Source organism: Pseudomonas sp. AC242, from assembly GCF_979258655.1.
Genome location: NZ_OZ409873.1, coordinates 5,655,932 through 5,680,198 on the forward strand (window position 1 = coordinate 5,655,932; position 24,267 = coordinate 5,680,198).

Sequence of the window (24,267 nt, forward strand, 5' to 3'; positions counted from 1 at the left end):
CATGCTGATTCCCGTGATTCTGTCCGGCGGTGCCGGCACTCGTTTGTGGCCGGTGTCCCGCGAGGGCCATCCCAAGCCGTTCATGACCCTGCCCGACGGCCAGTCGCTGCTGGGCAAGACCTACCAGCGTGCCGCCGCGTTGCTGGACGGTTGGGGCGACATTGTCACGGTGACTAACCGCGAGTACTACTTCCAGAGCAAGGATCACTATTGCGCCGCCCATGTCTCGCGTCATCGCGGGCATTTCCTGCTGGAGCCGACCGGCCGCAACACTGCCCCGGCCATCGCTGCTGCCGCGTTGTCGCTGCAAGCGCTGCACGGTGACGACGCGATCATGGTGGTGATGCCGGCCGACCATTTGATCGTCAATCAGGACGCGCTGAAAAGTGCCGTCGAACACGCGGTCAATCTGGCGAAGGACGGTTATCTGGTGACCTTCGGTGTGACGCCGACCGCCCCGGAAACCGGCTTCGGCTACATCGAGACTGGCGCGCCACTCGACGCCAGAGGCGCTGCGAAAGTGCAGCGTTTCGTCGAGAAACCCGACCTGCAAACCGCCACGCATTATCTGGAAAGCGGCAACTTCCTGTGGAACTCAGGGATGTTCTGCTTCACCACCGCAAGTGTGCTGGCCGAGTTGCAACTGCATGCGCCGCAGTTGCTGGAACAGACCCGTGCCTGCATGGCGGCTAGCGCCCCGCTGGAAACTGTCGGCTGCCTGCAACAGGAACTGTCGCCAGCGCTGTTCGCCGAGATCACCGACATCTCCATCGACTACGCGTTGATGGAGCGCTCGGAAAAAGTCGTCGTGGTACCCGCCGGGTTCGACTGGAGCGATATCGGTTCCTGGGGCGCCGTCGCGGCTCTGGTACCGGCCGATGCCGATAACAATCGTGCCAGCGGCGAAGCGATTTTCATCGACAGCCACAATAACTTCGTTCAAAGCGAAGGTCGGCTGGTGGCTGCCGTCGGCGTGGACAACCTGATCGTCATCGACACCGCCGACGCCGTACTGGTCGCTCACGCTGATCGTGCGCAGGACGTGCGACGAGTGGCCAAGCAGCTCAAGGACAAATCCCACGAAGCCTACCGCCTGCACCGCACGGTGAGTCGGCCATGGGGCACCTACACCGTGCTCGAGGAGGGCCCGCGCTTCAAGATCAAGCGCATTGTGGTCAAGCCCGGCGGCAAGCTGTCTCTGCAAATGCACCATCACCGTAACGAACACTGGGTGGTCGTCGAAGGCATGGCCAAGGTCACCAACAATGGTACCGGTACCCACCTGGTGGCGAAAAACGAATCGACGTTCATCGCTGCCGGCCACCGCCATCGCCTGGAAAACCCCGGGGTGATCGATCTGGTGATCATCGAAGTACAAAGCGGCGAATACCTGGGAGAGGACGACATCGTCCGCTTCGAAGACCAATACGGCAGGACGGTTTGAATGCTGCTTTCCCTTTACCGCTCAATGCGCAGTTATCGCGGATTCATCCTCGGTAGCGTCAAGCGGGAGTTTCAATCACGTTATCGCAACTCGTTGTTCGGCGCGCTGTGGACTGTACTCAACCCGTTGTCGATGATTGTTGTGTACACGGTGATCTTTTCCCAGATCATGCGCGCCCGTCTGCCGGGCGTGGACGATGGCTTGGCCTACAGCGTCTATCTCTGCGCCGGCCTGCTGACGTGGGGTCTGTTCGCGGAAATCACCACGCGCAGCCAGAGCATGTTTCTGGAAAACGCCAACCTGCTGAAGAAAATCAGCTTCCCGCGCATTTGCCTGCCGGTGATTACCCTGCTCAACGCCGGTATCAATTTTGCGATCATTCTCGGGCTGTTCTTCGGCTTTCTGCTGATCAGCGGCCGCCTGCCCGGCATGGCCCTGCTGGCGCTGATACCGCTGTTGATCGTGCAAGTGATCTTTGCCGCGGGGCTGGGGATGCTGCTCGGCATTCTCAATGTGTTCTTTCGCGATGTCGGGCAGATGTTCGGCATCTGCCTGCAGTTCTGGTTCTGGCTGACGCCCATCGTTTACCCGCTTTCGATCCTGCCGTCAGGCATCCAGCACGTCATCAGCCTGAACCCGATGACGGCGCTGATGACAAGCTACCAGAACGTGTTCCTTTACAACCAATGGCCGCAGTGGTCGTCACTGACACCGCTGCTGATCATCGGTCTGCTGCTCTGCACCATGGCGTTGCGCCTGTTCCGTCAACGAGTCGGTGAAATGGTGGACGAACTCTGATGGGACACATACGCGTTACTGGCCTGGCCAAAGCCTATAAACAATATCCGAATCGCTGGAGTCGCTTGCTGGAATGGCTGGTGCCGTTCTCGCCGAACCGCCATCACCTGCACTGGGTCTTGCAAGACGTCGATTTCGAGATCAAACCCGGTGAAGCGGTTGGCATCGTCGGCGTCAACGGCGCGGGCAAAAGCACCCTGCTGAAGATGATCACCGGCACCACCCAACCGACCTGTGGACAGATCCATCTGCAAGGCCGCGTGGCCGCGTTGCTGGAATTGGGCATGGGTTTTCACCCGGACTTTACCGGTCGGCAGAACGCTGTCATGGCCGGTCAGTTGCTGGGCATGCAGGTCGAAGAGATCGAAGCGTTGATGCCGCAAATCGAAAGCTTTGCCGAAATCGGCGACGCCATCGATCATCCGGTGCGTACCTATTCCAGCGGCATGCAGATGCGCCTGGCGTTCAGTGTCGCGACCGCGCGGCGTCCGGACATCCTGATCGTCGACGAAGCGCTGTCGGTCGGTGATGCGTATTTCCAGCATAAAAGTTTCGAGCGCATCCGCAGCTTCCGCAAAGCCGGTACGACCCTGCTGATCGTGTCCCATGACCGCTCGGCCATTCAATCGATCTGCGACACCGCGATTCTCCTGGAGAACGGACGTCTGGCCATGCGTGGCAAACCCGAAGAAGTCATGGACTACTACAACGCCATGCTGGCCCAGCGCGAAGGCCAGACGGTGCGCCAGGAGATGCTCGCCAATGGCCAGGTACAGACCATTTCCGGCACCGGTGAAGCAGCGATTCTCAGCGTGCGCCTGCTCGATGAGCAAGGACGCAGCCTTGAAGTCGCGGAGGTCGGTCAGCCTGTGGTGCTGGAAGTGCAGACCGAAATTCGTGAAGACATCGAGCGGCTGATTCTCGGCTTCATGATCAAGGATCGTCTGGGCCAGGCCATTTATGGCATCAACACCCATCGCCTCGACAAAGCCATTACCGAGCTGAGTGCCGGCGAACGCGTGACCTTTCGCTTCGCTTTCGACATGCGTCTGGGCAAGGGTAACTACTCCGTGGCGTTGAGCCTGTCACGTCTGGATTCGCACCTGGATCGCAACTTCGAGTGGCGCGACTATGGTTTGATCTTCCACGTGATCAACAATCGCCAGGAAGACTTTGTCGGCTGCTCCTGGTTACAAGCCCGGACCGAAATCACCCGTTCCAGTGAAAACCTTTTAAAAACGCCTGATACGGAGATCTTGCGATGACACGATTGCTGGTGGAGTGCACTTACGTTTTCGAACATCCCTCCGCCAACTCGGGCATTCAACGTGTTGTACGCAACGTCATTCAGCAATTGCCGACGGCCGATGACACCCTCGAATGCATCCCGGTGGTGATGATCGATGGCGGTTTGTATGAAGTTAAAAGTCTGGCGCCGCTGAAGTCCCCGAAGCTCGACCTGATGGGTCTGCGGGTGAAACTGGAACAGTGGGCCAACGCCTTCTGGCTACGTCACCGAGCGGTGGAGCGACGCTGGCCGTTCAACCAGTCGCATTTCACCCGTCGGGTGCTGTACGTCGGCTGCCGACTCACGGCATTCGCCTGTTTCAGCTTGCCCATGCGCCTGCTAGAGCGCGTCCTCAAGGGCCAACAGATTCCCGAGCGCTGCATCCCGCTGGTCCACCGGGGGGGCGATCAATTGGTGCTGCTCGACTCGTCCTGGCACGCCAACTTTTTCCCCCTCGCCGAGCAACTCAAGCGTGAGGGCGTGGGCATCATTTCGGTGATTTATGACCTGATCCCCCTGACCCACCCGCAGTTTTGCGATGCCGGACTGGTCAAAGTGTTCAACGACTGGTTCGACTGGATCGCGCGCACCGCTGATGGTTATGTCGCGATCTCGACCACGATCCGCGATCAGGTGCGCGAGGAAATGCTGCGCCGGATCGGCACGCAACAGGTCGGGCAGCGCTGGTTTGATTATTTCCACCTCGGCTCCGAACTGGACTTGAGTGAGGCCGATGCCAAGGTCGACCGTGGCCTGCTGGACATGTTCCAGACCAAGGACCCGGTGTTTCTCATGGTCAGCACCATCGAGCCGCGCAAAAACCACGCGTACCTGCTCGAGGCGTTTGAACTCGCCTGGGCAACAGGATCGAAAGCGCGGTTATGCATCGTCGGCAAGATCGGCTGGAAGTGCGACGCACTGATCGAACGAATCCGCCAGCATCCCGAGCTGAACCGACGCTTGTTCATGTACAACTCGCTCTCGGACAAAAGTCTCGAGCACGCCTACTCTCACGCCACGGCGCTGGTGTTTCCGTCCCATGTCGAAGGTTTCGGCTTGCCACTGGTGGAAGCCATGCAACGCCAGTTACCGGCAATGGCCAGCGACATCCCGGTGTTTCGCGAGATCGGCGGCGACTACATGGCGTATTTCGACCTGACGAATCCACAGAGTCTGACTGATCTGGTGACCGGCATGGAGCGCTCCGGCGAGTTTCCGGCAACGCTGAGCCTCGAACAATGGCGCTGGTTGAGCTGGCGTGAAGCGAGCGCCCAATTGGTCGAACGTATTGAACGCAACTTGAATGCAGCGATGCCTGCCCCCGAGAGTCAGCATGCGCATTGCTCTTAACGCGCGCATTCTCCAGGCACCGCGCACCGGCATCGGCCATTACGTTGCCGAACTGGTCAACGCCTTGCGCAGTGAGCCCGACATTGACGTGACGCTGTTCCACGGCTGGGGCTGGAGCTCGGCACTGCCGGAAGCGGCCATGCCCGGTTACTCGCGCCTGACACCGCTGCTGCGGCAGATCCCCGGTGCCTATCAGGCGCGCCGCTGGCTGGAGCAGAAACGCTTCGATCAGGGCCGCGCGCAAGGCATCGACCTCTATCACGAACCAAGCCTGTGGCCACTGGCCTTCGACGGCCCGACCGTGATCACCCTGCATGACCTGACGCACCTGCATTTCCCTGAGACCCAGCCTGCGGCGCGACTCAAGGAAATCGAACGTCGATTGGCCGTGGGTGTGCAGCAAGCCCAAGTAATTCTCACCGACTCGCAAGCCATTGCCGACGAAGCTCAAGCGTATTTCGGCCTGCCTGCCGAGAGTTTTGTGGTGGCACCACTGGGGGTCGCCAAGCGCTTTCATCCGCGCGAAGCGTGCGCCATTGACGCGGTGCTCAAGGCTCATGCGGTGGCGGCGCGGGAATATTTTCTTTGCGTGGGCACGCTGGAGCCGCGCAAGAACCTTGGCCTGGCCCTACGCGCCCATGCCCTGCTGCCGGAGGCGGTGCGCCAGCGCTTTCCACTGTTGATCGTCGGCATGGCCGGCTGGGAGCGCGAACAGTTCAGCGAACCCCTGCGTCAGGCGCTGGCCAGCGGGCATGTGTGCCTGCTCGGTTATTTGCCCGATGAACAGGTCGCGCAATTGCTGGCCGGCGCGCGGGCGCTGATTTTTCCGTCGCTGTATGAAGGTTTTGGTCTGCCGGTACTGGAGGCCATGGCCAGCGGCACGCCGGTGCTGCTCACGCGTTCTTCGGCGATGCCGGAAGTCGCGGGTGCGGCGGGCAACTATATTGAAGCTGACGATGCAGAAGGCCTGCGCGATGCGCTGAGCCGACTGATCGACGATCAAGCGCATTGGCAGGCATGCCAAGAAGCCGGGTTGCAGCAGTCACGGCTTTTTTCCTGGGAGCGTTGTGCACAGGCCACGGCCGGTGCCTACCGTCAGGCCATGGGAGGTTGAATGCGAGTTCTTCATTTTTTCAAGACGTACCTGCCTGACTCGGTCGGCGGCATTGAGCAAGTGATCTTCCAGCTCTGCGAGAGCGGCGCTCAGCACGGTATCGACGGCCAGGTGCTGACACTCAGCGCCGACCCGAATCCCCCCATGGTGCAACTCGGTCAGCACGAAGTGCACCGCGCCAAACTCGACATCCAGTTCGCCTCCACCGGTTTTTCCTGGAGCGTGTTCAAACAGTTTCGCGAACTGGCGGCCGAGGCGGATGTGATCAACTACCACTTCCCGTGGCCGTTCATGGACCTGGTGCATTTCGCTAGCGCGACGAATAAACCGAGTGTGGTGACCTACCACTCGGACATCATTCGCCAGAAACACCTTCTCAAACTCTATCGCCCGCTGATGAACCGCTTCCTCGCCAGCGCCGACCGTATCGTTGCCGCTTCGCCGAACTACCTGCACACCAGCGACGTGTTGCAGCAATTCCAGGACAAGACCCGAGTGATTCCCTACGGTTTGAACAAGGCCGGTTATCCACAGCCTGATGCCGAACGGATAAATCGCTGGCGCCAGCAGCTTGGGGATAAGTTTTTCCTGTTTGTCGGCGTGATGCGTTACTACAAAGGCCTGCACATTTTGCTGGAGGCCCTGAAAGACGTGGACTATCCCGTGGTCATTGTCGGCGCCGGGCCATTGGAACTGGAGCTGCACGCACAGGCGCAGGCGCTGGGCCTGCGTAACATTCATTTCCTCGGGCGCCTGGGTGACGAAGACAAAGTCGCACTGCTGCAACTGAGCTACGCGATTGTTTTCCCGTCGCACCTGCGCTCGGAAGCGTTCGGCATTTCTCTGCTGGAAGGTGCGATGTACGGCAAACCGATGATTTCCAGCGAGATTGGCACCGGCACCAGCTACATCAATATTCACAACGAAACCGGGCTGGTGGTCCCGCCCAGTCATCCACAGGCATTTCGCGAGGCGATGCGCACGCTCTGGGAAGACCCGGTCCGCGCCGCTGCCATGGGGGTGAAAGCCGAAGCACGTTACCGGCAGTTATTCACCGCCGATGACATGGGCCGCAAGTGGACGGAGCTGTATCAGGAATTGCTGGAAGAGAAATCCCTGTCCTACGCCTGAGCGTGGGTTGAACACCGATCCCCTGTAAGCGCTGCCGTAGGCTGCGATCTTTTGATCTTGTTTTTAAAAATCAAAATCAAAAGATCGTCCGATCGCGGCCCGAGCCTTCGGCAGCTCCTACACGGGTTCGGGTTACAGGTCCAAGACCAGTGGCTGATTGCTTTGCGCCGGAACCGCGCAGCAAATCAGCACATGCCCCGCTTCCGGAATATCCGCCGGCACCTGTGGATAATTCACCGCACCACTGACCAGCCGGGTCTTGCAGGTACCGCACGAACCACCGCGGCAACTGAACTCAGGGCGCAATCCGCGACTTTCCGCCAGCTCCAGCAAACTGCCGCCATCGGGTTGCCAGCGTGCTTCCTTGGCCGAGCGCTCGAACACCACTGGCACCGAAGTGGTTGCCGCAGGCGATTGCTCGATCACGATCGCGTCCGGATCGGCCTGACGTTTCAGGGTCGACGGGCCAAAGGTTTCCGCATGAATCTGCGCATCGCGCACATCCAGTTCGCGCAAAGTGTCGTAAAGCCCTTGGGTAAAACCACCGGGGCCGCAGAGCACAAAGTCGAGCTGATCAAAATCCTCGGCATCCAGCAGGTTCCTCAGCACCGCGCCGTCGATCCGCCCACGCACATCGAAATCCGCGCCCTCTTGCAGATCGGCTTCCGGCTGGCTGAGCAAACGCAGGACTCGTACAGAATCGCCTGCGGTTTCGAGCAATCGATCCAGCTCCTTGCGAAACGGCTGATCCGCCAGACTGCGCGAACTCTGCAACAACAATGTCGGACGAATTCCCCGCGTCCGCAGGCCTTGGTAGACCACCTCGCGCAGCATCGACAGCAACGGTGTGATGCCCACACCGGCAGCCAGCAGCACCAATGGTCGCTGTTCCAGCGGCGCCACGGTGAAATGCCCTTGCGGTGCCCGCGCTTCAAGTACGTCGCCAACGCGAATCTGCTCATGCAGATGCGATGAAATCAGACCTTCGCGTTTGACGCTAATGCGGTAGAAACCATCCGACGGCGCACTCGAAAGGCTGTAAGTACGAATATGCACCTCGCCATCAATCGTGAAACGCAGCGGCAAATGCTGACCCGCGAGAAACACCGGCAAACCAGCGCCATCGGTTGGCTCCAGATAGATTGAACGGATGCTGCGACTTTCTGCCTCGATCTTCGCTACGCGCAGCGGCCGCCATTGGTTGCCCAGCGCCTGTGCCTGCAAACGCGCATCCGCCTCGGCCCAGTTACCGGTCAACAGACTGGTCGGCGACATGCCGTCGAAGCGCCAGCGCAACGCCAGGGCTGCCGGGCGCCGCACCAGTTTTTCCACCTCAAATGTCCACAGCCGTTCCGCACCTTGAAAGGCTTCGATCTGCGGGTCTTCGAGAAGAATCTCGGTACGCCCGCTGAGTTGCAGCAGATCACCTGTGGAAAAGTCGATGAACAGCAAGCCAGCCTTAGGGTTCAGCAACAAATTGCCGAGGGTGTTGAAGTGCAGATTGCCGGCGAAATCGGGGATGGTCAGACGATTGCCTTCCACCCGTACGAAACCGGCCTGGCCACCCCGGTGGGAAACATCCACCGCACGCTGGCCGTCGACATCCACATAACTGGCGACAAAAAACGTATCGGCACCGGCGATCAGCGCAATGGCCGCATCATCGAGACCGTTCAGATGCTCAGCCGGACGCGTCTGCGGATCCGTCAACGGCACCCGCTGAAACTGGCGCAGTTGGATGTATTGCGGGCAGTTGCCGAAGGCCTGATCCACGCTCACGTCAAAACCATCAGCGCTCAGATTGCCGACATGACCGTTCAGGCGATTGCGCCGGCGGGTGTGCAACTCGATACCGAGCAAACCGATCGGCTCGCCGTTACCCAGTTGCGCCGGGTCATCGGCAGCAGGCTGGCTGGCGAAATGCAGATGCTCGGGATCCGGCGAATGGGCAAACCCCGGCGCGCCTTCGAGCACACTGGCCCACGGCCGCCCGTCTGCATCAACTGCGCCGTACAGCATGAAAGGCAATTGCTGATAGAACTCACGGTGCTGATCCGGCATCCAGGTGCGAATCACCTTACGTCCGAAGGCTTCCATGCGTTCGGCAACGCCGACATGGGCCTGCAATTGCTGTTCGCCAGCGTGCCACGGTGAACGTTCCATCACGACCTCTCCCCTGCACCGTCGGCACAGTGTGGATTGCGAAAATCAGGCGGTGGTTTGCAGACCCGCAACAGTGCGCGGCATGCCGACGAAGCCGGGCAATGCTTCAACCCGGGCCAGCCAGGCGCGGACGTTGCCGTAGTCGTCCAGCGACACATTGCCTTCCGGTGCGTGGGCGATGTAACTGTAGGCCGAAACGTCGGCAATGCTTGGTTCGTCGCCGGCCAGATACAGCGTTTTGCCCAACTCGATGTCCATCACCTTGAGCAGGTTGTGCGCCCGGGTAATCGCTTCTTCTGCATTCAGCTGGGCACCAAACACCGTGACCAATCGCGCAGCGGCGGGGCCGAAAGCGATCGGCCCGGCGGCAGCCGACAGCCAGCGCTGTACCCGCGCGGCGCCGACCGGATCGGTTGGCAGCCAACGACCATGGCCGTATTTCTGCGCCAGATACACCAGAATCGCGTTGGAATCGGCGAGCACCACACCGTCGTCATCAATGGCCGGCACCTGGCCAAAACTGTTGATCGCCAGATACGCCGGCTGCTTATGCTCACCTTTGGCCAGATCGACGAAGATCAGCTCGGTCGGCAATTGCAGCAGGGACAACATCAGCTCGACACGGTGGGCGTGGCCGGAGCGTGGAAAGTTGTAGAGTTTGATCGCTTGCATGGTCGACTCCGCTGAACAGGGGCGCCGCTGCGGGGATGAGCGCGCCGATGGAGGTCATCTTGCGCTGATCGCGAAAACAACAGAACCACCAGCAAACGCAATCAATTATTTCATTGGTTGCAATAAAGCCGCATTTTTCAATGCAGGATGCTCGCGCAACGCTTCTGCCGTGAAATCGACAAAACTGCGAATCCGCGCTGGCGCCTTGCGCCCGCCCTGATACACAACGTGTATCGGCAAGGGCGGCAGTTCAAATTCAGCAAGGACGATTTCCAGCTCGCCAGTCGCGATTTTGCTGGCGACTTGGTAAGACAGAACCCGAGTCAAACCCAGCCCCATGCAGGCTGCGGTAATCGCTGCCTGATTGGCAGTCACGATCAGACGCGGCTCAGGGCGCACGCTAAGCGGTTCGCCCGCGTCGAGAAACGGCCAACTGCGTTGCTGACCAATCGCTGAAGTCGCCACCACTGGCGCGCCCGCCAACGCGTGGGGATGAGCCGGTCGGCCATACTTGGCGAAGTAGTCGGGCGAGCCGCAAATGACCCGACGCACCTCACCCACGCGAATCGCATGCTGACTGCTGTCCGGCAGATCACCGATGCGCACCGCCACATCAAGGCCCTCCTCGACCATGTTGACGATCCGATCGACCAACACCGCGTTGATCGTGACATCCGGATACTGCGCGAGATAACGCGCCATCAGCGGCGTCACAAACAAATCACCGAACAACACCGGCGCCGTCACCGTCAGTTGCCCACGCGGCTCGGCATGACTGCCCGCCGCCGAATCCTCGGCTTCCTGCACCTCGGCGAGAATCCTCCGGCAATCTTCCAGGTAACGCTGCCCCGCTTCGCTCAAATGCACACTGCGCGTGGTGCGGATCAACAACTGCGTGCCGATGCGCTGCTCCAGCGCCGCCACCGCCCGCGTGACGCTGGCCGCAGAGAGACCCAGACTCCGCGCGGCCACAGAGAAGCCTTGCTCTTGAGCGACAGTGGTGAAGATGTGCATTTCCTGGAAGCGATCCATGGTGCCTCTCGAGTCAGATACAAAAATCGCAGCCGAAGCTGCGATTTTTTGTGATGAGTTTAGAGAATTAAAGCTGTCGCAATCGGTATACAGGATTTACGGGGTTCAACCTACTTTGGAGGAATCGCAAAACTGTCGCAATAGACCAGAACGCCAGCCAGGGTTGATACGCTAAAGAACTAAAACTGTCGCAGCCAGCACAGACGCTACTTTGCGGCTAGCTGGCGACATACCCTAAGTCTGCCTCGGGGCATCTGATCAAGAAAAAGAGCCAAATTCTGACTTGATAGGCTGCGAATTTGGAAAGCCCTAATCTTGTTGGCTTGCCCGTCACGGACGTATGGCCGATCATCAAGCACCTCAGCCCAGTCGCGGCGATGGGCTGTACTGCCCTCGGGAAGTTGGGCTGCAGCTCAGGGTGGCGACGACTGAAGAGGTTCCGTAGATAGGCGGTATCTAAGGATGCCTGTCGAGGCAAAAGCGACGCCGGATGACGTCAGCGATGCGTTGACAATTCAAGGAAAAACAGCGGCCTCCGAGCCGCAGTTACAGGGAGTGGAAGTATGCAAATCGTCGAAAAATCTGTGGGAAAAGTCATCGCATCGATCCCGTTGATCTTGGCTTCGATTGGTGCCTGGGCATCTGAGTTTCGGTACAGGGCAGAGCGTATCTTCAATCTAGATGCTGGGGCAATTTAAGACAGAGGTCTCCTTATATTTCAGATGTCTACGCGAGGCGGGTAAGTTAAATGTTTGAAGGGTACGGAAAAGTTTCATTAGCTGTTGGTGCGGCATTGGGTATGGTGGGATCGGTATTTTTATCGCTAATCGTTCTTTCATTCTTTCCAACGGCTGAGTCAATACTTCCAGCTAGAACATATGAATTCATAAAAGACATATTGGGACCTGTTGCAGCTGGCTTCGGCGGGGCAATAGCTGGGGTCTTAACATCCCATCATATTCAAACAAAAGTTGAGGCGAGAAAAGCGGAGGCGGAAGCGTTATCAGTGGAGCGCACTGCAGAAGTTAATAAGGTTAGCGACTATAATAAGGGCATCGGAATTTTAATATCAAAATACAGGGATATTGCCACAATCAAAAGGCAGGTTGTAATGACAAGCAAGAATGATCCCCTTAGATTTTTAACTATGCCTATTTCTCAAGATATCCCCGAAAATCAACTTAGAGCCTCCGATCATCTTGGCAAGTTACTAATTGAGCAAGGTATGGGGGATGTGCTTTCAAAACTGATGGTCCTAGAGCAAAAATACGTCGCTGCGATGTATGGTGTGCGCGAAAGAAATAGGACGGTTCTTCCTTATCGTGCTGAGTTTGACGCTGCTTTGCCCCGGGATCAATTTAGGCGCAGCGCAGGCCTGAGCGATGTTATATGGGTTCATGGCTGCACAAGACTGCTTAGATTGTACAGTTTTAGCGAGGGATTTATCTCTATGATAGATGATACGCTCATAAGCTTCGATAATACCCTCATTGAGCTTAAGGTAACATTTTCTGGTAAGTTTAAGTTTCCAGATTTGAATATCATCGATTATCAGAATGATGGGACAGCACTGGAACCAACACCACCGCCATTTTATAAGACGGTAGATGAATTGGCGTTCGCTATAGGGGATGATTATTCTCGGTTTCTCGCCAGACGTGATTGGCGTGCCTGTCGGGGTGGCTATACTTCTGCGACCGTAAAAAATACTTTCGGGGATGAATCATGATGGTTTTATTATAATTTTAGCAGCAGATTTTTCTGTGTTTTCTTTCGGTTAAAGCTATGTATCGAATGGTTATAGAAATATCTAGAATATGAAGCGGCAAATTCCGTATAATCACTTCACGACTGAAGGGCTCGACAGGTTTTTAGAAACAACTAAGGAAACTCCGAGCAAGTTAGTCAGAGTGCGCAATGAGCAGCGCACCGAGACACCAGCCATTATTTGATGCATCGGTACAACTGAATTCGACTGCACCAGTTCAACGATGGGCTGGCCCCGGCTCATGCCGAGAAAAAACTCAACGTCGTGTCCGGAATTAGTTGACCACTACAACCTCTACTGGCCCAGTGATCTTCATTGCCAGCATCTCTATAAGCGGTTGCTGGCTGAGGAAGGGGCTGGCAGCAACGTCTCATGGCGCCGCCAGTGACCCGCTGGCCATTCAGTTTTAGGCTGTAAGAGGTTCATTCATCAAGATTCGAGTTGAACAACTCAGGGTATCCGCTGATTGCCAACTCGCGTCGAGGATCACCAGACTGCGTCGAATGAATGACCTCATCAAGCCACGCTGCGTGGAGCAGCAACCTGGGCTCCGGGTAATGGCGAAGCAGCAGCGCTGACTCAATGCGGAAAGGCCCAGGAATCAGCTGACTTTTCGAAAGCTCGCGCAAGAAATCTCCCGTCTGAATTACACTGCGGGTACGCTCCACCGGCATCGTCATTTGCGCACTCCCACAATAATCGCGCGGGCCATTACTGTAGCCTTGCCTCAAGCAAGACCTTGTCTGTTGCGTGCTGATCGAAGCTCCCACGCCACTCTGGCCAGTTTAGGGTCAGGAGAGAGCTATCCGCCTCTTCAAACGCTTATTGTCCGAACTAGAATGCGCTTCTTTGCTCGGCTCACGCCATTTGCCGATCAGCGGTCGACCAATCGGGTAAATATCCCCAGCGATGATCTTCCAAGACAATGGATCCATACTATTCTTGAGCTAGCCCTTGGCCAGCACTCAATGCTCGCCGGTTGCCAAGGAGGCAGAGCAGTGACTCAAGGAGACGAATGTGAAATTCGATTTACGGCGTGCCATCAATAGCATCTCTGACATAGTAATGAATCGCCCAGCACCACTACGGGAATTTGATCAGATCTACATGAAAGTGGCCGACATGGTCATTCAGGCTGAGTACGTTGCCCGGGTCTTCGATGGTAAGAAGGTGGTCTTTGTCGGTGATGGCGACGGCATCGCTCTCTCAGCAGCTCATTTGAAGGCACAAGGGGTAGTGGACTATGGACCATCATCTATTACGCTGCTCGATTTCGATGAGCGCATCGTCAATTCTGTCCGGCGGTTCGGAGAAAAGCTGGCGGATAAAGTTCATATCACTGCCGAGCTGTATAACGTCGCCGATCCATTGCCAAGTCATCACTTTGGAGCTTACGACGGGTTCCACATCAACCCTCCATGGGGCGCCAGTAATGATGGTCAGAGTGTCACGGCCTTTTTGGAGCGCGGCAGCCAGGCTACCAATGCGAAAGGCTTGGGGATCGTCGTCATTGCAGACGACCCGGGGCTCGCCTGGACGCAGGAAGTGCTTCGAGACACACAGAAAAGAGCAATAGAACTCGGTTATGTCGTAGCGGAGATGCTCCCACAGTTACACCTTTATCACTTGGATGACGCACCCGACCTGCGTTCATGCTCCTGTCTGTTTCGAAGAGTTGAACCCAGACTGATGGAGAAATCGTCCGAGAAGCTCTCCACAGCGCGTCTTCGCAATTTCTACGGCAAGAACAACCCCCTCACTTATCAGTACGTGCGCGAGATACCGACACTCAACGTGGCGAAAGAAGCGGATCAGCGATATACCCTCGAACAGTACAAGGAGGTACCAGATGCCTAATCCAATAGAGAATGGCCAAGGCGTGATCTTCATGAAGGTTGGCCTTCATGCCTCCGAAACGTTTGAAGACATCGTGCGCCGGAAAAAAAGAGAGTACGAAGAAGCCGGGTCGATCTTCTGGGGCTATGGCGGCAGCTCATGCCATCCAACGACGATGGTTCAGCCTTTCGGTAAGTCCATGGCACAGGCCGGTAAGCAGTTGCTCATCATCATGAACGAGATGAATTCCAAACACTCAGCTCCGCCTGTCGCCGCCTCTCAATATTCAGAGGATGGAGTTGACTGGCAGGCAGTCCCTCAGGGCATCGAAGTGCGGGGTTCACGATTCGCTTTGGTGCTGGATAACTTGGAAATGGCCGAATTCGAGGTCAATCTGAAGGAGTTTGAGGTCGGCTTGGGGCAATCCCGAGGGAAGCTCGCTTCAGAATACATCAAAGGTCAGAACGACAAAGGCTGCCTGATATACAACGAATTGGACATTCCACCACCACCGGAACAGCGCATCATCAAACAAATCGGTTTAGTAGCCAGGGTGAAAGAACCGTTTGCCGTGTTCCTTCGGTAATTCAGGGAGCATAGAGATGGGAAAGGTCATCTACCTGACAGGAGCGCCGGCGACTGGGAAATCAACCCTGACTGCCCGTGTTGCCGCTCATGCAAAGGATATAGAAGTATTCACGTACAGCCTGGAGCTTGCACGGGTCACGTCATCGCGAATCGGAAAACTGACGCAGAGCGACATGCGAGAGCAGTCCGCCAAAATCATAACCAGAGAAGACGTCGCGCTTGTCGACGAGCAATTAATCGAAAGGGCCGCCTCGTTCAGACAGCGGGATGGATTCCTAGTGATTGACTCGCATCCAGTGACGATTGAGGAGTTTGGCTACAGGGTAACGCCGTTTACTAAAGGGATGCTGTCCCGATTATCTCCAGACGTTATCACCTGCCTGTACGCGGATGCAGCTACCCTAGAGGCTCGTATCAAAGCGGACGCTGCGGGACGGCCGCTGCCATCGCCTGCCGACCTGAGTCGTCACGTCGACCTGCAGTGCCAAGTAGCTTGGACCTATGCGTTTGAAACAGGCGCTTCCCTTTACTTCCTAGACGCCTCGCTACCTGCGCACGAGGTGATGGCGAACTTCATGAAGGTCGCAAAAATCCCAGATATCACGCTGTCGCAGGCAAGCCCTGATCCATACCGAACAAATCGAGAGTAAAGGGCGTACGGCTTTCAGGCTTGCGCTTGCTGCGTAAACGAGCAACTAGACGCCCCCAATCGGCGAGGTTTCCCGAAGCTGATATCACGCCAATATCATGGACATCTGTTCTAGAGAGCAACTCGGGATTCGATAGCTGAACCGAGTACGGCGCTTCCATATCAGCAACGAAGCTTACGGAGTATTTCTTGGCCACGTTGCCGGTGAGGGCATATTCAGCGTTGCGGACCACGGCAGTTACTTGGGAGGCACCCAACGACTTGTCACTTGAGAAGTTACGTAGAAATGCTGCGGTCACTTCAAGCTCAGTTTTCGCCGCCAGAGAAGCGGCTGACTTGCATACCAGGGCGTAATGGCTGGTCTTGCGTCGCCCAGACGGCAGGTCAGCACGGCTCGTGACCAACACGTGCTCAGGCAGGGCGTGGTGCTTCCCGGCGCTGTCGACCCAGCTGTTCCATACGAAGACATCCCCTGGCGTGACATCAATGTCCTTAGCCTTACTGGCCATAGGCGAAAATACCACTTTCATGTCGCCATCAACCAACGCGGCAGCATCCCGAGCATTTTCGCCGAGTGATTGCCCAATTCCCCAGAAGAACAGCCCATCGCCCAACTGACGTTCCCAGTCCTTGCGGCGAATGATGAGGTCGAGGCCTTCGCCTGACTCAACGCCCATTTTGGTCCAGCAGAAAGTTGAAGGGAGCATGCGGGTGATTCCTTGGGTGGTTACACCGAGAGTGTACCAAACGGCCTATTCACTTTCAATTCAAACAAGACTATATTGAATAGTATGAATAACTTACCCATGAAAAATGCCTACGATGAACTGCTCACTGTTCTCAGAAAGGATACGCGGAGTGATGGCCAGATTGCCCGGGATAGTGGGGTTTCTCAACCTACGATCTGGAGGCTTCGCAACAAGCCAACCGGTCGTCGGCGAGCAAGCGATCAATTCAATAAGCTATGTCGATTCTATGGCTTAACTGAATTATCCAAGCTGAGTCCTACGGGATCATTGGAGACAGAGCTCAAGGGTGCGATAATGACATTATGGGATGGCTCAGATGAGCATGCCCGGGCGCTGATTAAAGTACTCCGTAGCCTCAAGGCACTTGATGTACGAAATCACTCGACGCCTGAGGGTTAAGAGCAACACTAAGGGAGGTCGAAATGCCGGCAACACAAATCGACCGAATATTCGGGGTACTGGAGTCTGCAGGCTACCCACGAGAATTCCAGCATTCCCTGCTCCCTGACTGGGTGACTCCTGACGTGTTAAAGGACTCAGGAGCGACTCTTGAGGTTGCGTCCATTCTGGCTAAACGCTTGGGCCTCCGGGTCAGCCCTCTGGTCTCAGAGTCACCTGGGCTTGAAGATCTGCGCCGACGCGATGTGAAATACAAACGTTCGATTCCAAATCGCTCCCGCAATCTGAGTGCAGCGACCTCCTTGGCTATGTTTGCTGCCGAATCAGCAGCTTACGCCACGCCCGTACCCTACACGCCGTTTCCCAGAGATCCTCTGGAACTGCGTGCGGAGATACTCAAGCACGAGCCCGGTAAGTGGCTGGGGTTGCGGAATTTGCTTCAAGCTTGTTGGCGACACGGTGTGCCAGTCATCTATCTCGATCATGTCGGTGACGGACTGCCCAAAATGGATGGGATGGTCACTCATGTCGAGGGCCGTCCCGTCATCATTCTCTCCAAGAAAAGCACTTCCTGGGCTTGGCAGTCATTCATCATCTCCCACGAGATCGGTCACTGTGCTCTTGGGCATATTGAACCGGACGAAATCCTGATCGACGAGACATTAGGTACCGAGTCGTACGCGATGGACGACCCCGATGAAGACGAGCAAGCGGCAGACCGATTTGCGATCACAATGCTAAATGGTCGCGAAAACGCTACCTACGGGGCAGAGGGTAAGCGCGCAAGCGCTGGGGGACTCGTGGAAGCCGCCATGGCTTACGGGACCGCTCATCAGGTGGACCCGGGGCACATCGTGCTCAATTACGCCAAGCATAATGATGCATGGCCGATGGCGATCGCAGCTATCAACATGATGCAAGTTGGACTTGAGCCAGCAGGCAAGATCGTCAACGACCTTGCGTGGCGTTGCCTTAGGGAAAACGTGCTTCCCAGCGACACTGCGGCGTTACTCCACCGCGTTATGCCTGCTTGAAAAGGATTTCGTAATGGCGCTCAAACTCTTCGTCGACAACGATGTGATCTTGAAGCTGGCTCAATACGGAATTCTTGAACACCTAACCGCACTTTTTACAGGTCCGGTTGATCTGATCGCACTGGATTCTGCAAAGTACAAGCTGCTTCCAAAACGGAATCGCCTGGAGTTGTGCAAAACAGAGGTGGTCGCCAGCCGAGTGCAGGCATTTCTGGATGCCGCGATCCCAGCCTCGTCAGAGCCTGTTGACGTTGAACTCCTTGAGAGACTGAACGGCTCGCCCGGTATTGATACCGGGGAGGCGCTTCTCTTCGCGGCGGCCGCCAGCGCGGATAACGCAAGAGTGCTCACTGGTGATAAACGAGCACTTACCGGACTCGTCGAGCTACTAGACACCCATTGTGCTCAGCTCTTAGCTGGCAAGATAATCATGCTGGAAGCGCTCCTTCAAGGTTTCACCCAAATCGATCCCGGGCATACCCAGTACGTTGTTCGATTAAACCCAACGGTCGACAAGGCGCTCACTAATGTTTTTGGCGTTTCCGCACCGGCCTCAGTTGATAGTGTTTTGGCCGGACTGGAATCGTACAAAGGGCATGTGAAGAAAGCACTTGGGAATCTGCTGAACAATGGTCCACCGTTCTAGCTGAATCAACCGTTCGCGCTATACCTGCATGGAGCAATTACCCATTCAGCGATTCAACTCGCTGATAATACTGGCCTATCAAGTACAAACCTCCATCTAGATAACCGCCGTTACTCCGTTTACCTGGGCTTCTTAGGGTGCTGGGGCCCGGTTGCGAATCCATGTACTGGTGGAACGCTCGCATCAAATCTTCATCCGTAGCTTTTGGAACCGGTGAACGACGAGTTTTTCTCGCAGCAGCTTTCTCCTCGGGGACAAGGATTTTGTTTAATACTGACCGCCCCGCTGGGGTGGTTGAGGAGTCGAAAAGCGCGCGCCTGAACACGCTTGTCGCGATCGCTGCGGACCAAGCTCACCACATTCGACTTGTATTCGGCAGGCAAATCAAACGGGCAAACCAGATTGAGGCGCACTTGCTTTGAGCCCTGGTTGATCATCTGCAGTTGCAGCTCTTCAACATCTAGAGCGTTGCTAGTGAACCCACTGGAGCGATATGCCCGAAAGAGGTCATCGACCTCAATCTGCTTTCTCCCCGCAGTGCGGCATTCAATGTAGGCAGCCTTGAGCAAAAACATGGCGAGCCGCCTGATGCCAGAAGTCGAACGGTAAAGCTCGGCAGCGCATTCTTCCGTAGATGCTTTGATTCGGCCACCGCTGACCCTCACGCACTCTTCGACATAGTCAAAACTGTATTGGGGACGAAGAGATTTCGTTCCACATACGAACGAAGGGATTCATCTTTCTGTATTCTTAACAACATCAAACGGCTCGGCGAGGCTGGCTGGCAGGAAGGTCGGAGGGAAGCGGGGAGGTGCAGCAGGAGCCGAGGCGGGTGCCCTCACCGGCTCCTGGGACAGGTTTAATTCTCCTGCGACAGCTTTAATTCCCTAAAATCAGTTCGGATGTCAGCTGTGGATAACTTATTCGACCGTCACCGACTTCGCCAGGTTACGCGGCTGATCGACGTCCGTGCCTTTAAGCACCGCCACGTAGTACGACAGCAACTGCAGCGGAACCGTGTAGAGGATCGGTGAGAGGATGTCGTGGATATGCGGCATCTGCACCACGTGGGTGCCTTCGCCGTTGGTCATCCCGGCTTTCTCGTCGGCGAACACGATCAATTCGCCGCCACGGGCGCGGACTTCCTGCAGGTTGGATTTGAGCTTTTCCAACAGTTCGTTGTTCGGCGCGACGGTAACCACTGGCATGTCGTTATCCACAAGCGCCAGCGGGCCGTGTTTCAGCTCACCGGCCGGGTAGGCTTCGGCGTGGATGTAAGAGATTTCCTTGAGTTTCAGGGCACCTTCCATCGCCACCGGGAATTGCGCACCGCGACCGAGGAACAGGGTGTGGTTTTTCTCGGCGAACAGCTCGGCGATCTTTTCCACAGTGCTGTCCATCGCCAAGGCTTCGCCGAGACGGGTTGGCAGGCGACGCAGTTCTTCGACCAGACGTGCTTCGACGCCGTCCGCCAGGGTGCCGCGCACTTGGCCCAGCGACAGGGTCAGCAGCAACAGACCGACCAGTTGCGTGGTGAAGGCTTTGGTCGAGGCGACGCCGATTTCGCGGCCAGCCTGGGTCAGCAGAGTGAGATCGGATTCGCGCACCAGCGAGCTGATGCCGACGTTGCAGATCGCCAGACTGGCCAAGAAGCCCAGCTCTTTGGCGTTGCGCAGAGCGGCGAGGGTGTCGGCGGTTTCACCGGATTGCGAGATGGTCACGAACAGGGTGTCCGGTTGTACCACCACTTTGCGGTAGCGGAATTCGCTGGCGACTTCGACCTGGCACGGGATCCCGGCCAGCTCTTCCAGCCAGTAACGCGCGACCATGCCGGCGTGATAACTGGTGCCGCAGGCGACGATTTGTACATTGCGGACTTTGGCGAACAGCTCGGCGGCTTGCGGGCCAAAGGCTTGAACCAATACCTGATCGTTGCTCAGGCGACCTTCGAGGGTGCGTTGAACAACCGCAGGCTGCTCGTGGATTTCCTTGAGCATGTAGTGGCGGTATTCACCTTTGTCGGCGGCTTCGGCACCGTCGCTGTACTGCACGGTCTGGCGCTCGACCGCATCGCCGTTGATGTCCCAGATCTGCACGTTATCGCGGCGAATTTCGGCAATATCGCCTTCTTCCAGGTACATGAAGCGGTCGGTGACCTGACGCAGCGCCAACTGGTCAGACGCGAGGAAGTTCTCGCCCAGACCCAGACCAATCACCAGCGGACTGCCACTGCGCGCAGCAACCAGACGATCCGGTTGTTTCGCATTGATCACGGCCAGACCGTAAGCACCGTGCAGTTCCTTGACCGTCGCTTTAAGCGCAACGCTCAGGTCTGGCTGATCCTTGAGTTTGTGGCTGAGCAGGTGGGCGATGACTTCGGTGTCAGTGTCCGAAGTAAATACGTAGCCCAGCGCTTTCAGTTGTTCACGCAAGGCTTCGTGGTTTTCGATGATGCCGTTGTGCACCACCGCGATGTCGCCGGAGAAATGGGGGTGCGCGTTGCGTTCGCACGGTGCGCCGTGAGTCGCCCAACGGGTGTGGGCAATACCGAGGCGACCCACCAGTGGATGCTCGGCCAACGCGGCTTCGAGTTCGCTGACTTTGCCCGGGCGCCGCATGCGCTCGAGGGTTTCGTCGTTGGTGAAGACAGCGACACCGGCGCTGTCATAGCCACGGTATTCAAGGCGCTTGAGGCCTTCGAGCAGGATGGCGGTGATATTACGTTCAGCAACTGCGCCGACAATTCCACACATGCTTATTTCTCCTGACTGACAGCCGCGCAAATCACGGTGATACCGCGGGCCTGTATCTGATCGCGCGCTTCGATAGGCAGGCGATCATCGGTAATTAGGGTATGGACGCTGCTCCACGGCAGTTCCAGATTGGGAATCTTGCGACCGATCTTGTCGGCCTCGACCATGACGATGACTTCCCGCGCGACCTCGGCCATGACCCGGCTCAAACCGAGCAGCTCGTTGAAGGTGGTCGTGCCGCGCACCAGATCGATGCCGTCGGCACCAATGAACAACTGGTCGAAGTCGTAAGAGCGTAGTACCTGCTCGGCAACCTGGCCCTGGAAGGATTCCGAATGCGGATCCCAGGTACCGCCGGTCATCAACAGCACCGGTTCGTGTTCGAGTTCGCTCAAGGCGTTGGCGACGTGCAAGGAATTGGTCATCACCACCAGACCGGGCTGTTGGCCAAGCTCCGGAATCATTGCAGCGGTGGTGCTGCCGCTGTCGATGATGATTCGCGCGTGTTCACGGATACGTTTCACCGCCGCGCGGGCAATCGCCTGTTTGTATTTGGAAACGCTCTGCGCAGTCTCCGCGACCAGTTCCTGCGGCATGGTGATCGCCCCGCCGTAGCGGCGCAGTAACAAGCCGTGGCTTTCCAGCGCGGCCAGATCCTTGCGAATCGTAACTTCCGAGGTTTCGAAGCGCTTGGCCAGTTCATCCACACTGACTTCGCCCTGCTCGTTGAGCAAGGCGAGGATGTTGTGACGGCGTTGCGGCGTGTTGCGTTTCGACATGGGGACTTAAGTTTCGTTTCGAAAGATAACGGAAGTAATCAAAACCTATCGCTCTCAAATCGTCAACCCATCGCCCATAAAAAATCGCAACCACCGACAATTCCCGTAGGAGCTGCCGAAGGCTGCGATCTTTTGATCTTGAAGCCGCTGTGGATAACTCAGTCCTTCTTGATCTTCTCCGGCCGCTTCCAGCCGTCGATATTCCTCTGCCGCGCTCGGCCAACGGCCAACTGCGCGTTATCCACATTCTGCGTAATGGTCGACCCGGCCGCCGTGGTCGCCCCGGCAGAGATATCCACAGGCGCGACCAACGAATTATTGGAGCCAATGAACACATCAGCACCCAACACGGTTTTCCACTTGTTGGCACCGTCGTAGTTGCAAGTAATGGTGCCCGCGCCGATGTTGGTACGCGCTCCGATCTCGGCATCGCCCAGATAAGTCAGATGTCCCGCCTTGGCGCCTTCGCCCATGTGGGCATTTTTCAGCTCAACGAAGTTACCCACATGCGCGCGTGCTTCAAGCACGGTGCCTGGACGCAGACGCGCGAACGGGCCGGCATCGCTGCCCTCGCCCATAACAGCGCCTTCGATATGACTGTTGGCCTTGATCACCACGCCTTTGCGCAGGGTGCTGTCCTTGATCACGCAATTCGGGCCGATGACCACGTCGTCTTCGATGACAACGTTGCCTTCGAGGATCACGTTGATATCGATCAGCACATCGCGGCCCACGCTGACTTCGCCTCGCACGTCGAAACGCGCCGGGTCACGCAGGGTCACGCCTTGCGCCATCAAGCGACGGCCAGCACGCAACTGGTAATGACGCTCCAGCTCGGACAACTGCTTGCGATCGTTGGCGCCCTGCACTTCCATCGGGTCGTGCGGTTGCTCGGTGGCGACAACCAGACCGTCACTGACTGCCATCTCGATCACGTCGGTCAGGTAGTACTCGCCCTGCGCGTTGTTGTTCGACAGACGGCTCATCCAGTCGGCCAGACGATTGGCCGGAACAGCGAGGATACCGGTGTTGCCTTCAGTGATCGCGCGTTGCGCTTCGCTGGCATCTTTATGCTCAACGATCGCGGCCACCTTGCCGTCAGCATCGCGCACGATGCGGCCATAACCGGTTGGGTCTTCCAGTTCGACAGTGAGCAAACCCATCTGCCCGGGCACGACGTGTTTGAGCAGACGTTGCAGGGTTTCAACTTCGATCAGCGGTACGTCACCGTAAAGAATGAGCACAGTGTCAGCAGTAATGAACGGCACCGCTTGCGCAGTGGCGTGACCGGTACCGAGTTGTTTGTCTTGCAGGACGAAATTCAGATCATCAGCGGCCAGGCGTTCACGCACCACATCGGCGCCATGGCCGATCACGACATGAATGCGTTGTGGCTCAAGTTGCCGGGCGCTGTGGATAACATGACCCAGCATGGAATTGCCGGCAATCGGATGCAGCACCTTCGGCAGGGCTGAACGCATACGGGTGCCTTGACCGGCCGCGAGGATAACGATTTCAAGAGACATGACTGGCTACCAATCCTGGGTGGTCAGCAACTGCGACCGGTTTTTAGGAATTCGGAAAAGAAAAAAGGGTAGCCGAGGCTACCCTTTTTTATCAATCGCACAACAAGTGGCTGACGGATTAACCGCCAAACTTCTTGCGGATCTGCTGGACGGTGCGCAGCTGAGCTGCAGCCTCGGCCAGACGTGCTGACGCAGCGCTGTAGTCGAAATCAGCGCCTTTTTCATGCAGAGCATGCTCAGCAGCCTTGAGAGCGGCTTGAGCCTGAGCTTCATCCAGGTCGGCGGCACGTTGCACAGTGTCGGCAAGCACTTTGACCATGTTCGGCTGAACCTCGAGGAAACCACCAGAGATGTAGAACACCTCGGGTTCCCCGCCTTGCTTGATCAGGCGGATCGGACCTGGCTTCAGATTAGTGATCAGCGGCGCGTGACCCAGAGCGATACCAAGATCACCCAGTGCACCGTGCGCAATCACCATCTCGACCAGGCCGGAAAAGATTTCTCCTTCCGCGCTGACGATATCGCAATGGACTGTCATAGCCATCTGA

22 protein-coding genes and 1 pseudogene are annotated in these 24,267 nt (G+C 57.0%); 13 read left to right on the forward strand and 10 right to left on the reverse strand.

What is annotated here, in order from left to right:
* The first annotated feature begins 1 nt into the window (after nucleotide 1).
* The 6 genes from ACZZ0A_RS25495 to ACZZ0A_RS25520 are packed head-to-tail and all read left to right on the forward strand — an operon-like array spanning nucleotide 2 to nucleotide 7,125.
* Nucleotides 2–1,444: a mannose-1-phosphate guanylyltransferase/mannose-6-phosphate isomerase gene (locus ACZZ0A_RS25495; protein ID WP_007911980.1), complete on the forward strand. Its 1,443-nt coding sequence runs from the start codon at nucleotides 2–4 to the stop codon at nucleotides 1,442–1,444.
* Nucleotides 1,445–2,242, forward strand: a complete 798-nt coding sequence (locus ACZZ0A_RS25500; RefSeq protein ID WP_007911978.1) for an ABC transporter permease — start codon at nucleotides 1,445–1,447, stop codon at nucleotides 2,240–2,242.
* Nucleotides 2,242–3,507, forward strand: coding sequence for an ABC transporter ATP-binding protein (locus tag ACZZ0A_RS25505; RefSeq protein ID WP_007911975.1), 1,266 nt, complete (start codon nucleotides 2,242–2,244; stop codon nucleotides 3,505–3,507). The genes ACZZ0A_RS25500 and ACZZ0A_RS25505 overlap by 1 nt, the downstream gene beginning before the upstream one ends.
* A complete protein-coding gene (locus ACZZ0A_RS25510) occupies nucleotides 3,504–4,880 on the forward strand; it encodes a glycosyltransferase family 4 protein (protein WP_414894507.1) in 1,377 nt (458 codons plus the stop codon). The genes ACZZ0A_RS25505 and ACZZ0A_RS25510 overlap by 4 nt, the downstream gene beginning before the upstream one ends.
* Nucleotides 4,864–5,994 (forward strand): glycosyltransferase family 4 protein, encoded by a 1,131-nt coding sequence (locus ACZZ0A_RS25515; RefSeq protein ID WP_463543886.1) that lies wholly within the window; start codon nucleotides 4,864–4,866, stop codon nucleotides 5,992–5,994. Before ACZZ0A_RS25510 ends, ACZZ0A_RS25515 begins: the two co-directional genes overlap by 17 nt.
* A complete protein-coding gene (locus ACZZ0A_RS25520; RefSeq protein ID WP_095113149.1) occupies nucleotides 5,995–7,125 on the forward strand; it encodes a glycosyltransferase family 4 protein in 1,131 nt (376 codons plus the stop codon). It begins immediately after the preceding gene.
* Between the two features lie 132 nt (nucleotides 7,126–7,257).
* Here ACZZ0A_RS25520 and ACZZ0A_RS25525 read toward each other — a convergent pair whose 3' ends face one another.
* The 3 genes from ACZZ0A_RS25525 to ACZZ0A_RS25535 form a co-directional block, all read right to left on the reverse strand.
* Nucleotides 7,258–9,288 carry a pyridoxamine 5'-phosphate oxidase family protein gene (locus ACZZ0A_RS25525; protein WP_463543887.1) on the reverse strand — a complete coding sequence of 677 codons (2,031 nt, stop codon included), beginning with the start codon at nucleotides 9,286–9,288 and terminating at the stop codon, nucleotides 7,258–7,260.
* Between the two features lie 45 nt (nucleotides 9,289–9,333).
* Nucleotides 9,334–9,960, reverse strand: a complete 627-nt coding sequence (locus ACZZ0A_RS25530) for a glutathione S-transferase family protein (RefSeq protein ID WP_095113147.1) — start codon at nucleotides 9,958–9,960, stop codon at nucleotides 9,334–9,336.
* Nucleotides 9,961–10,065: 105 nt separating this feature from the next.
* Complete coding sequence (locus tag ACZZ0A_RS25535) at nucleotides 10,066–10,992, reverse strand: LysR family transcriptional regulator (RefSeq protein WP_463543888.1); 927 nt, start codon at nucleotides 10,990–10,992, stop codon at nucleotides 10,066–10,068.
* A 748-nt stretch (nucleotides 10,993–11,740) separates the two neighbouring features.
* On the opposite strand from ACZZ0A_RS25535, the gene ACZZ0A_RS25540 reads away from it, so the two are divergent.
* Nucleotides 11,741–12,721 carry a hypothetical protein gene (locus ACZZ0A_RS25540; RefSeq protein ID WP_463543889.1) on the forward strand — a complete coding sequence of 327 codons (981 nt, stop codon included), beginning with the start codon at nucleotides 11,741–11,743 and terminating at the stop codon, nucleotides 12,719–12,721.
* Nucleotides 12,722–12,916: 195 nt separating this feature from the next.
* Nucleotides 12,917–13,042, forward strand: a pseudogene (locus ACZZ0A_RS25545) (IS3 family transposase); the annotation flags it as partial.
* A gap of 140 nt (nucleotides 13,043–13,182) precedes the next feature.
* Here the strand turns inward: ACZZ0A_RS25545 and ACZZ0A_RS25550 are convergent.
* A complete protein-coding gene (locus ACZZ0A_RS25550; protein ID WP_463543890.1) occupies nucleotides 13,183–13,440 on the reverse strand; it encodes a BPSL0761 family protein in 258 nt (85 codons plus the stop codon).
* 337 nt (nucleotides 13,441–13,777) lie between these two features.
* Here ACZZ0A_RS25550 and ACZZ0A_RS25555 point away from each other — a divergent pair, with 337 nt between their 5' ends.
* From ACZZ0A_RS25555 to ACZZ0A_RS25565, 3 genes are read left to right on the forward strand one after another with little or no spacing between them, the layout of a single operon-like run.
* Nucleotides 13,778–14,617, forward strand: a complete 840-nt coding sequence (locus ACZZ0A_RS25555; protein WP_092168043.1) for a bis-aminopropyl spermidine synthase family protein — start codon at nucleotides 13,778–13,780, stop codon at nucleotides 14,615–14,617.
* On the forward strand, nucleotides 14,610–15,182 hold the full coding sequence (locus ACZZ0A_RS25560; RefSeq protein WP_092168039.1) for a hypothetical protein: 573 nt from the start codon (nucleotides 14,610–14,612) through the stop codon (nucleotides 15,180–15,182). The genes ACZZ0A_RS25555 and ACZZ0A_RS25560 overlap by 8 nt, the downstream gene beginning before the upstream one ends.
* A 16-nt stretch (nucleotides 15,183–15,198) precedes the next feature.
* A complete protein-coding gene (locus ACZZ0A_RS25565) occupies nucleotides 15,199–15,834 on the forward strand; it encodes an ATP-binding protein (RefSeq protein ID WP_092168035.1) in 636 nt (211 codons plus the stop codon).
* Here ACZZ0A_RS25565 and ACZZ0A_RS25570 read toward each other — a convergent pair.
* Nucleotides 15,785–16,540: a hypothetical protein gene (locus ACZZ0A_RS25570; protein ID WP_463543891.1), complete on the reverse strand. Its 756-nt coding sequence runs from the start codon at nucleotides 16,538–16,540 to the stop codon at nucleotides 15,785–15,787. The genes ACZZ0A_RS25565 and ACZZ0A_RS25570 overlap by 50 nt on opposite strands.
* A gap of 464 nt (nucleotides 16,541–17,004) precedes the next feature.
* Here ACZZ0A_RS25570 and ACZZ0A_RS25575 point away from each other — a divergent pair, with 464 nt between their 5' ends.
* Together ACZZ0A_RS25575 and ACZZ0A_RS25580 are read left to right on the forward strand one after the other, a co-directional pair.
* Entirely contained in the window at nucleotides 17,005–18,015 is a 1,011-nt protein-coding gene (locus tag ACZZ0A_RS25575; protein ID WP_463543892.1) for a M78 family metallopeptidase domain-containing protein, read from the forward strand.
* A gap of 13 nt (nucleotides 18,016–18,028) precedes the next feature.
* Entirely contained in the window at nucleotides 18,029–18,661 is a 633-nt protein-coding gene (locus tag ACZZ0A_RS25580) for a hypothetical protein (RefSeq protein WP_463543893.1), read from the forward strand.
* Nucleotides 18,662–18,852: 191 nt separating this feature from the next.
* On the opposite strand, the gene ACZZ0A_RS25585 is transcribed toward ACZZ0A_RS25580, so the two are convergent.
* The 5 genes from ACZZ0A_RS25585 to ACZZ0A_RS25605 all read right to left on the reverse strand — a co-directional run bounded on the left by ACZZ0A_RS25585 (nucleotide 18,853) and on the right by ACZZ0A_RS25605 (nucleotide 24,263).
* Nucleotides 18,853–19,236, reverse strand: a complete 384-nt coding sequence (locus tag ACZZ0A_RS25585) for a hypothetical protein (protein WP_463543894.1) — start codon at nucleotides 19,234–19,236, stop codon at nucleotides 18,853–18,855.
* 345 nt (nucleotides 19,237–19,581) lie between these two features.
* On the reverse strand, nucleotides 19,582–21,414 hold the full coding sequence (gene glmS, locus ACZZ0A_RS25590; RefSeq protein ID WP_007911965.1) for a glutamine--fructose-6-phosphate transaminase (isomerizing): 1,833 nt from the start codon (nucleotides 21,412–21,414) through the stop codon (nucleotides 19,582–19,584).
* A gap of 2 nt (nucleotides 21,415–21,416) precedes the next feature.
* On the reverse strand, nucleotides 21,417–22,193 hold the full coding sequence (locus tag ACZZ0A_RS25595; RefSeq protein WP_007911964.1) for a DeoR/GlpR family DNA-binding transcription regulator: 777 nt from the start codon (nucleotides 22,191–22,193) through the stop codon (nucleotides 21,417–21,419).
* Between the two features lie 158 nt (nucleotides 22,194–22,351).
* Entirely contained in the window at nucleotides 22,352–23,719 is a 1,368-nt protein-coding gene (glmU, locus tag ACZZ0A_RS25600) for a bifunctional UDP-N-acetylglucosamine diphosphorylase/glucosamine-1-phosphate N-acetyltransferase GlmU (RefSeq protein WP_095113138.1), read from the reverse strand.
* Between the two features lie 118 nt (nucleotides 23,720–23,837).
* Nucleotides 23,838–24,263 carry a F0F1 ATP synthase subunit epsilon gene (locus ACZZ0A_RS25605; protein WP_007911962.1) on the reverse strand — a complete coding sequence of 142 codons (426 nt, stop codon included), beginning with the start codon at nucleotides 24,261–24,263 and terminating at the stop codon, nucleotides 23,838–23,840.
* Between the last annotated feature and the right edge of the window lie 4 nt (nucleotides 24,264–24,267).

Coding starts and splice junctions, on each gene's coding strand:
- ACZZ0A_RS25495 (WP_007911980.1), top strand. CDS start 2: ATGCTGATTCCCGTGATTCTGTCCGGCGGTGCCGGCACTCGTTTGTGG.
- ACZZ0A_RS25500 (WP_007911978.1), top strand. CDS start 1,445: ATGCTGCTTTCCCTTTACCGCTCAATGCGCAGTTATCGCGGATTCATC.
- ACZZ0A_RS25505 (WP_007911975.1), top strand. CDS start 2,242: ATGGGACACATACGCGTTACTGGCCTGGCCAAAGCCTATAAACAATAT.
- ACZZ0A_RS25510 (WP_414894507.1), top strand. CDS start 3,504: ATGACACGATTGCTGGTGGAGTGCACTTACGTTTTCGAACATCCCTCC.
- ACZZ0A_RS25515 (WP_463543886.1), top strand. CDS start 4,864: ATGCGCATTGCTCTTAACGCGCGCATTCTCCAGGCACCGCGCACCGGC.
- ACZZ0A_RS25520 (WP_095113149.1), top strand. CDS start 5,995: ATGCGAGTTCTTCATTTTTTCAAGACGTACCTGCCTGACTCGGTCGGC.
- ACZZ0A_RS25525 (WP_463543887.1), bottom strand. CDS start 9,288: ATGGAACGTTCACCGTGGCACGCTGGCGAACAGCAATTGCAGGCCCAT.
- ACZZ0A_RS25530 (WP_095113147.1), bottom strand. CDS start 9,960: ATGCAAGCGATCAAACTCTACAACTTTCCACGCTCCGGCCACGCCCAC.
- ACZZ0A_RS25535 (WP_463543888.1), bottom strand. CDS start 10,992: ATGGATCGCTTCCAGGAAATGCACATCTTCACCACTGTCGCTCAAGAG.
- ACZZ0A_RS25540 (WP_463543889.1), top strand. CDS start 11,741: ATGTTTGAAGGGTACGGAAAAGTTTCATTAGCTGTTGGTGCGGCATTG.
- ACZZ0A_RS25550 (WP_463543890.1), bottom strand. CDS start 13,440: ATGACGATGCCGGTGGAGCGTACCCGCAGTGTAATTCAGACGGGAGAT.
- ACZZ0A_RS25560 (WP_092168039.1), top strand. CDS start 14,610: ATGCCTAATCCAATAGAGAATGGCCAAGGCGTGATCTTCATGAAGGTT.
- ACZZ0A_RS25565 (WP_092168035.1), top strand. CDS start 15,199: ATGGGAAAGGTCATCTACCTGACAGGAGCGCCGGCGACTGGGAAATCA.
- ACZZ0A_RS25570 (WP_463543891.1), bottom strand. CDS start 16,540: ATGCTCCCTTCAACTTTCTGCTGGACCAAAATGGGCGTTGAGTCAGGC.
- ACZZ0A_RS25575 (WP_463543892.1), top strand. CDS start 17,005: ATGCCGGCAACACAAATCGACCGAATATTCGGGGTACTGGAGTCTGCA.
- ACZZ0A_RS25580 (WP_463543893.1), top strand. CDS start 18,029: ATGGCGCTCAAACTCTTCGTCGACAACGATGTGATCTTGAAGCTGGCT.
- ACZZ0A_RS25585 (WP_463543894.1), bottom strand. CDS start 19,236: ATGTTTTTGCTCAAGGCTGCCTACATTGAATGCCGCACTGCGGGGAGA.
- glmS (WP_007911965.1), bottom strand. CDS start 21,414: ATGTGTGGAATTGTCGGCGCAGTTGCTGAACGTAATATCACCGCCATC.
- ACZZ0A_RS25595 (WP_007911964.1), bottom strand. CDS start 22,193: ATGTCGAAACGCAACACGCCGCAACGCCGTCACAACATCCTCGCCTTG.
- glmU (WP_095113138.1), bottom strand. CDS start 23,719: ATGTCTCTTGAAATCGTTATCCTCGCGGCCGGTCAAGGCACCCGTATG.
- ACZZ0A_RS25605 (WP_007911962.1), bottom strand. CDS start 24,263: ATGGCTATGACAGTCCATTGCGATATCGTCAGCGCGGAAGGAGAAATC.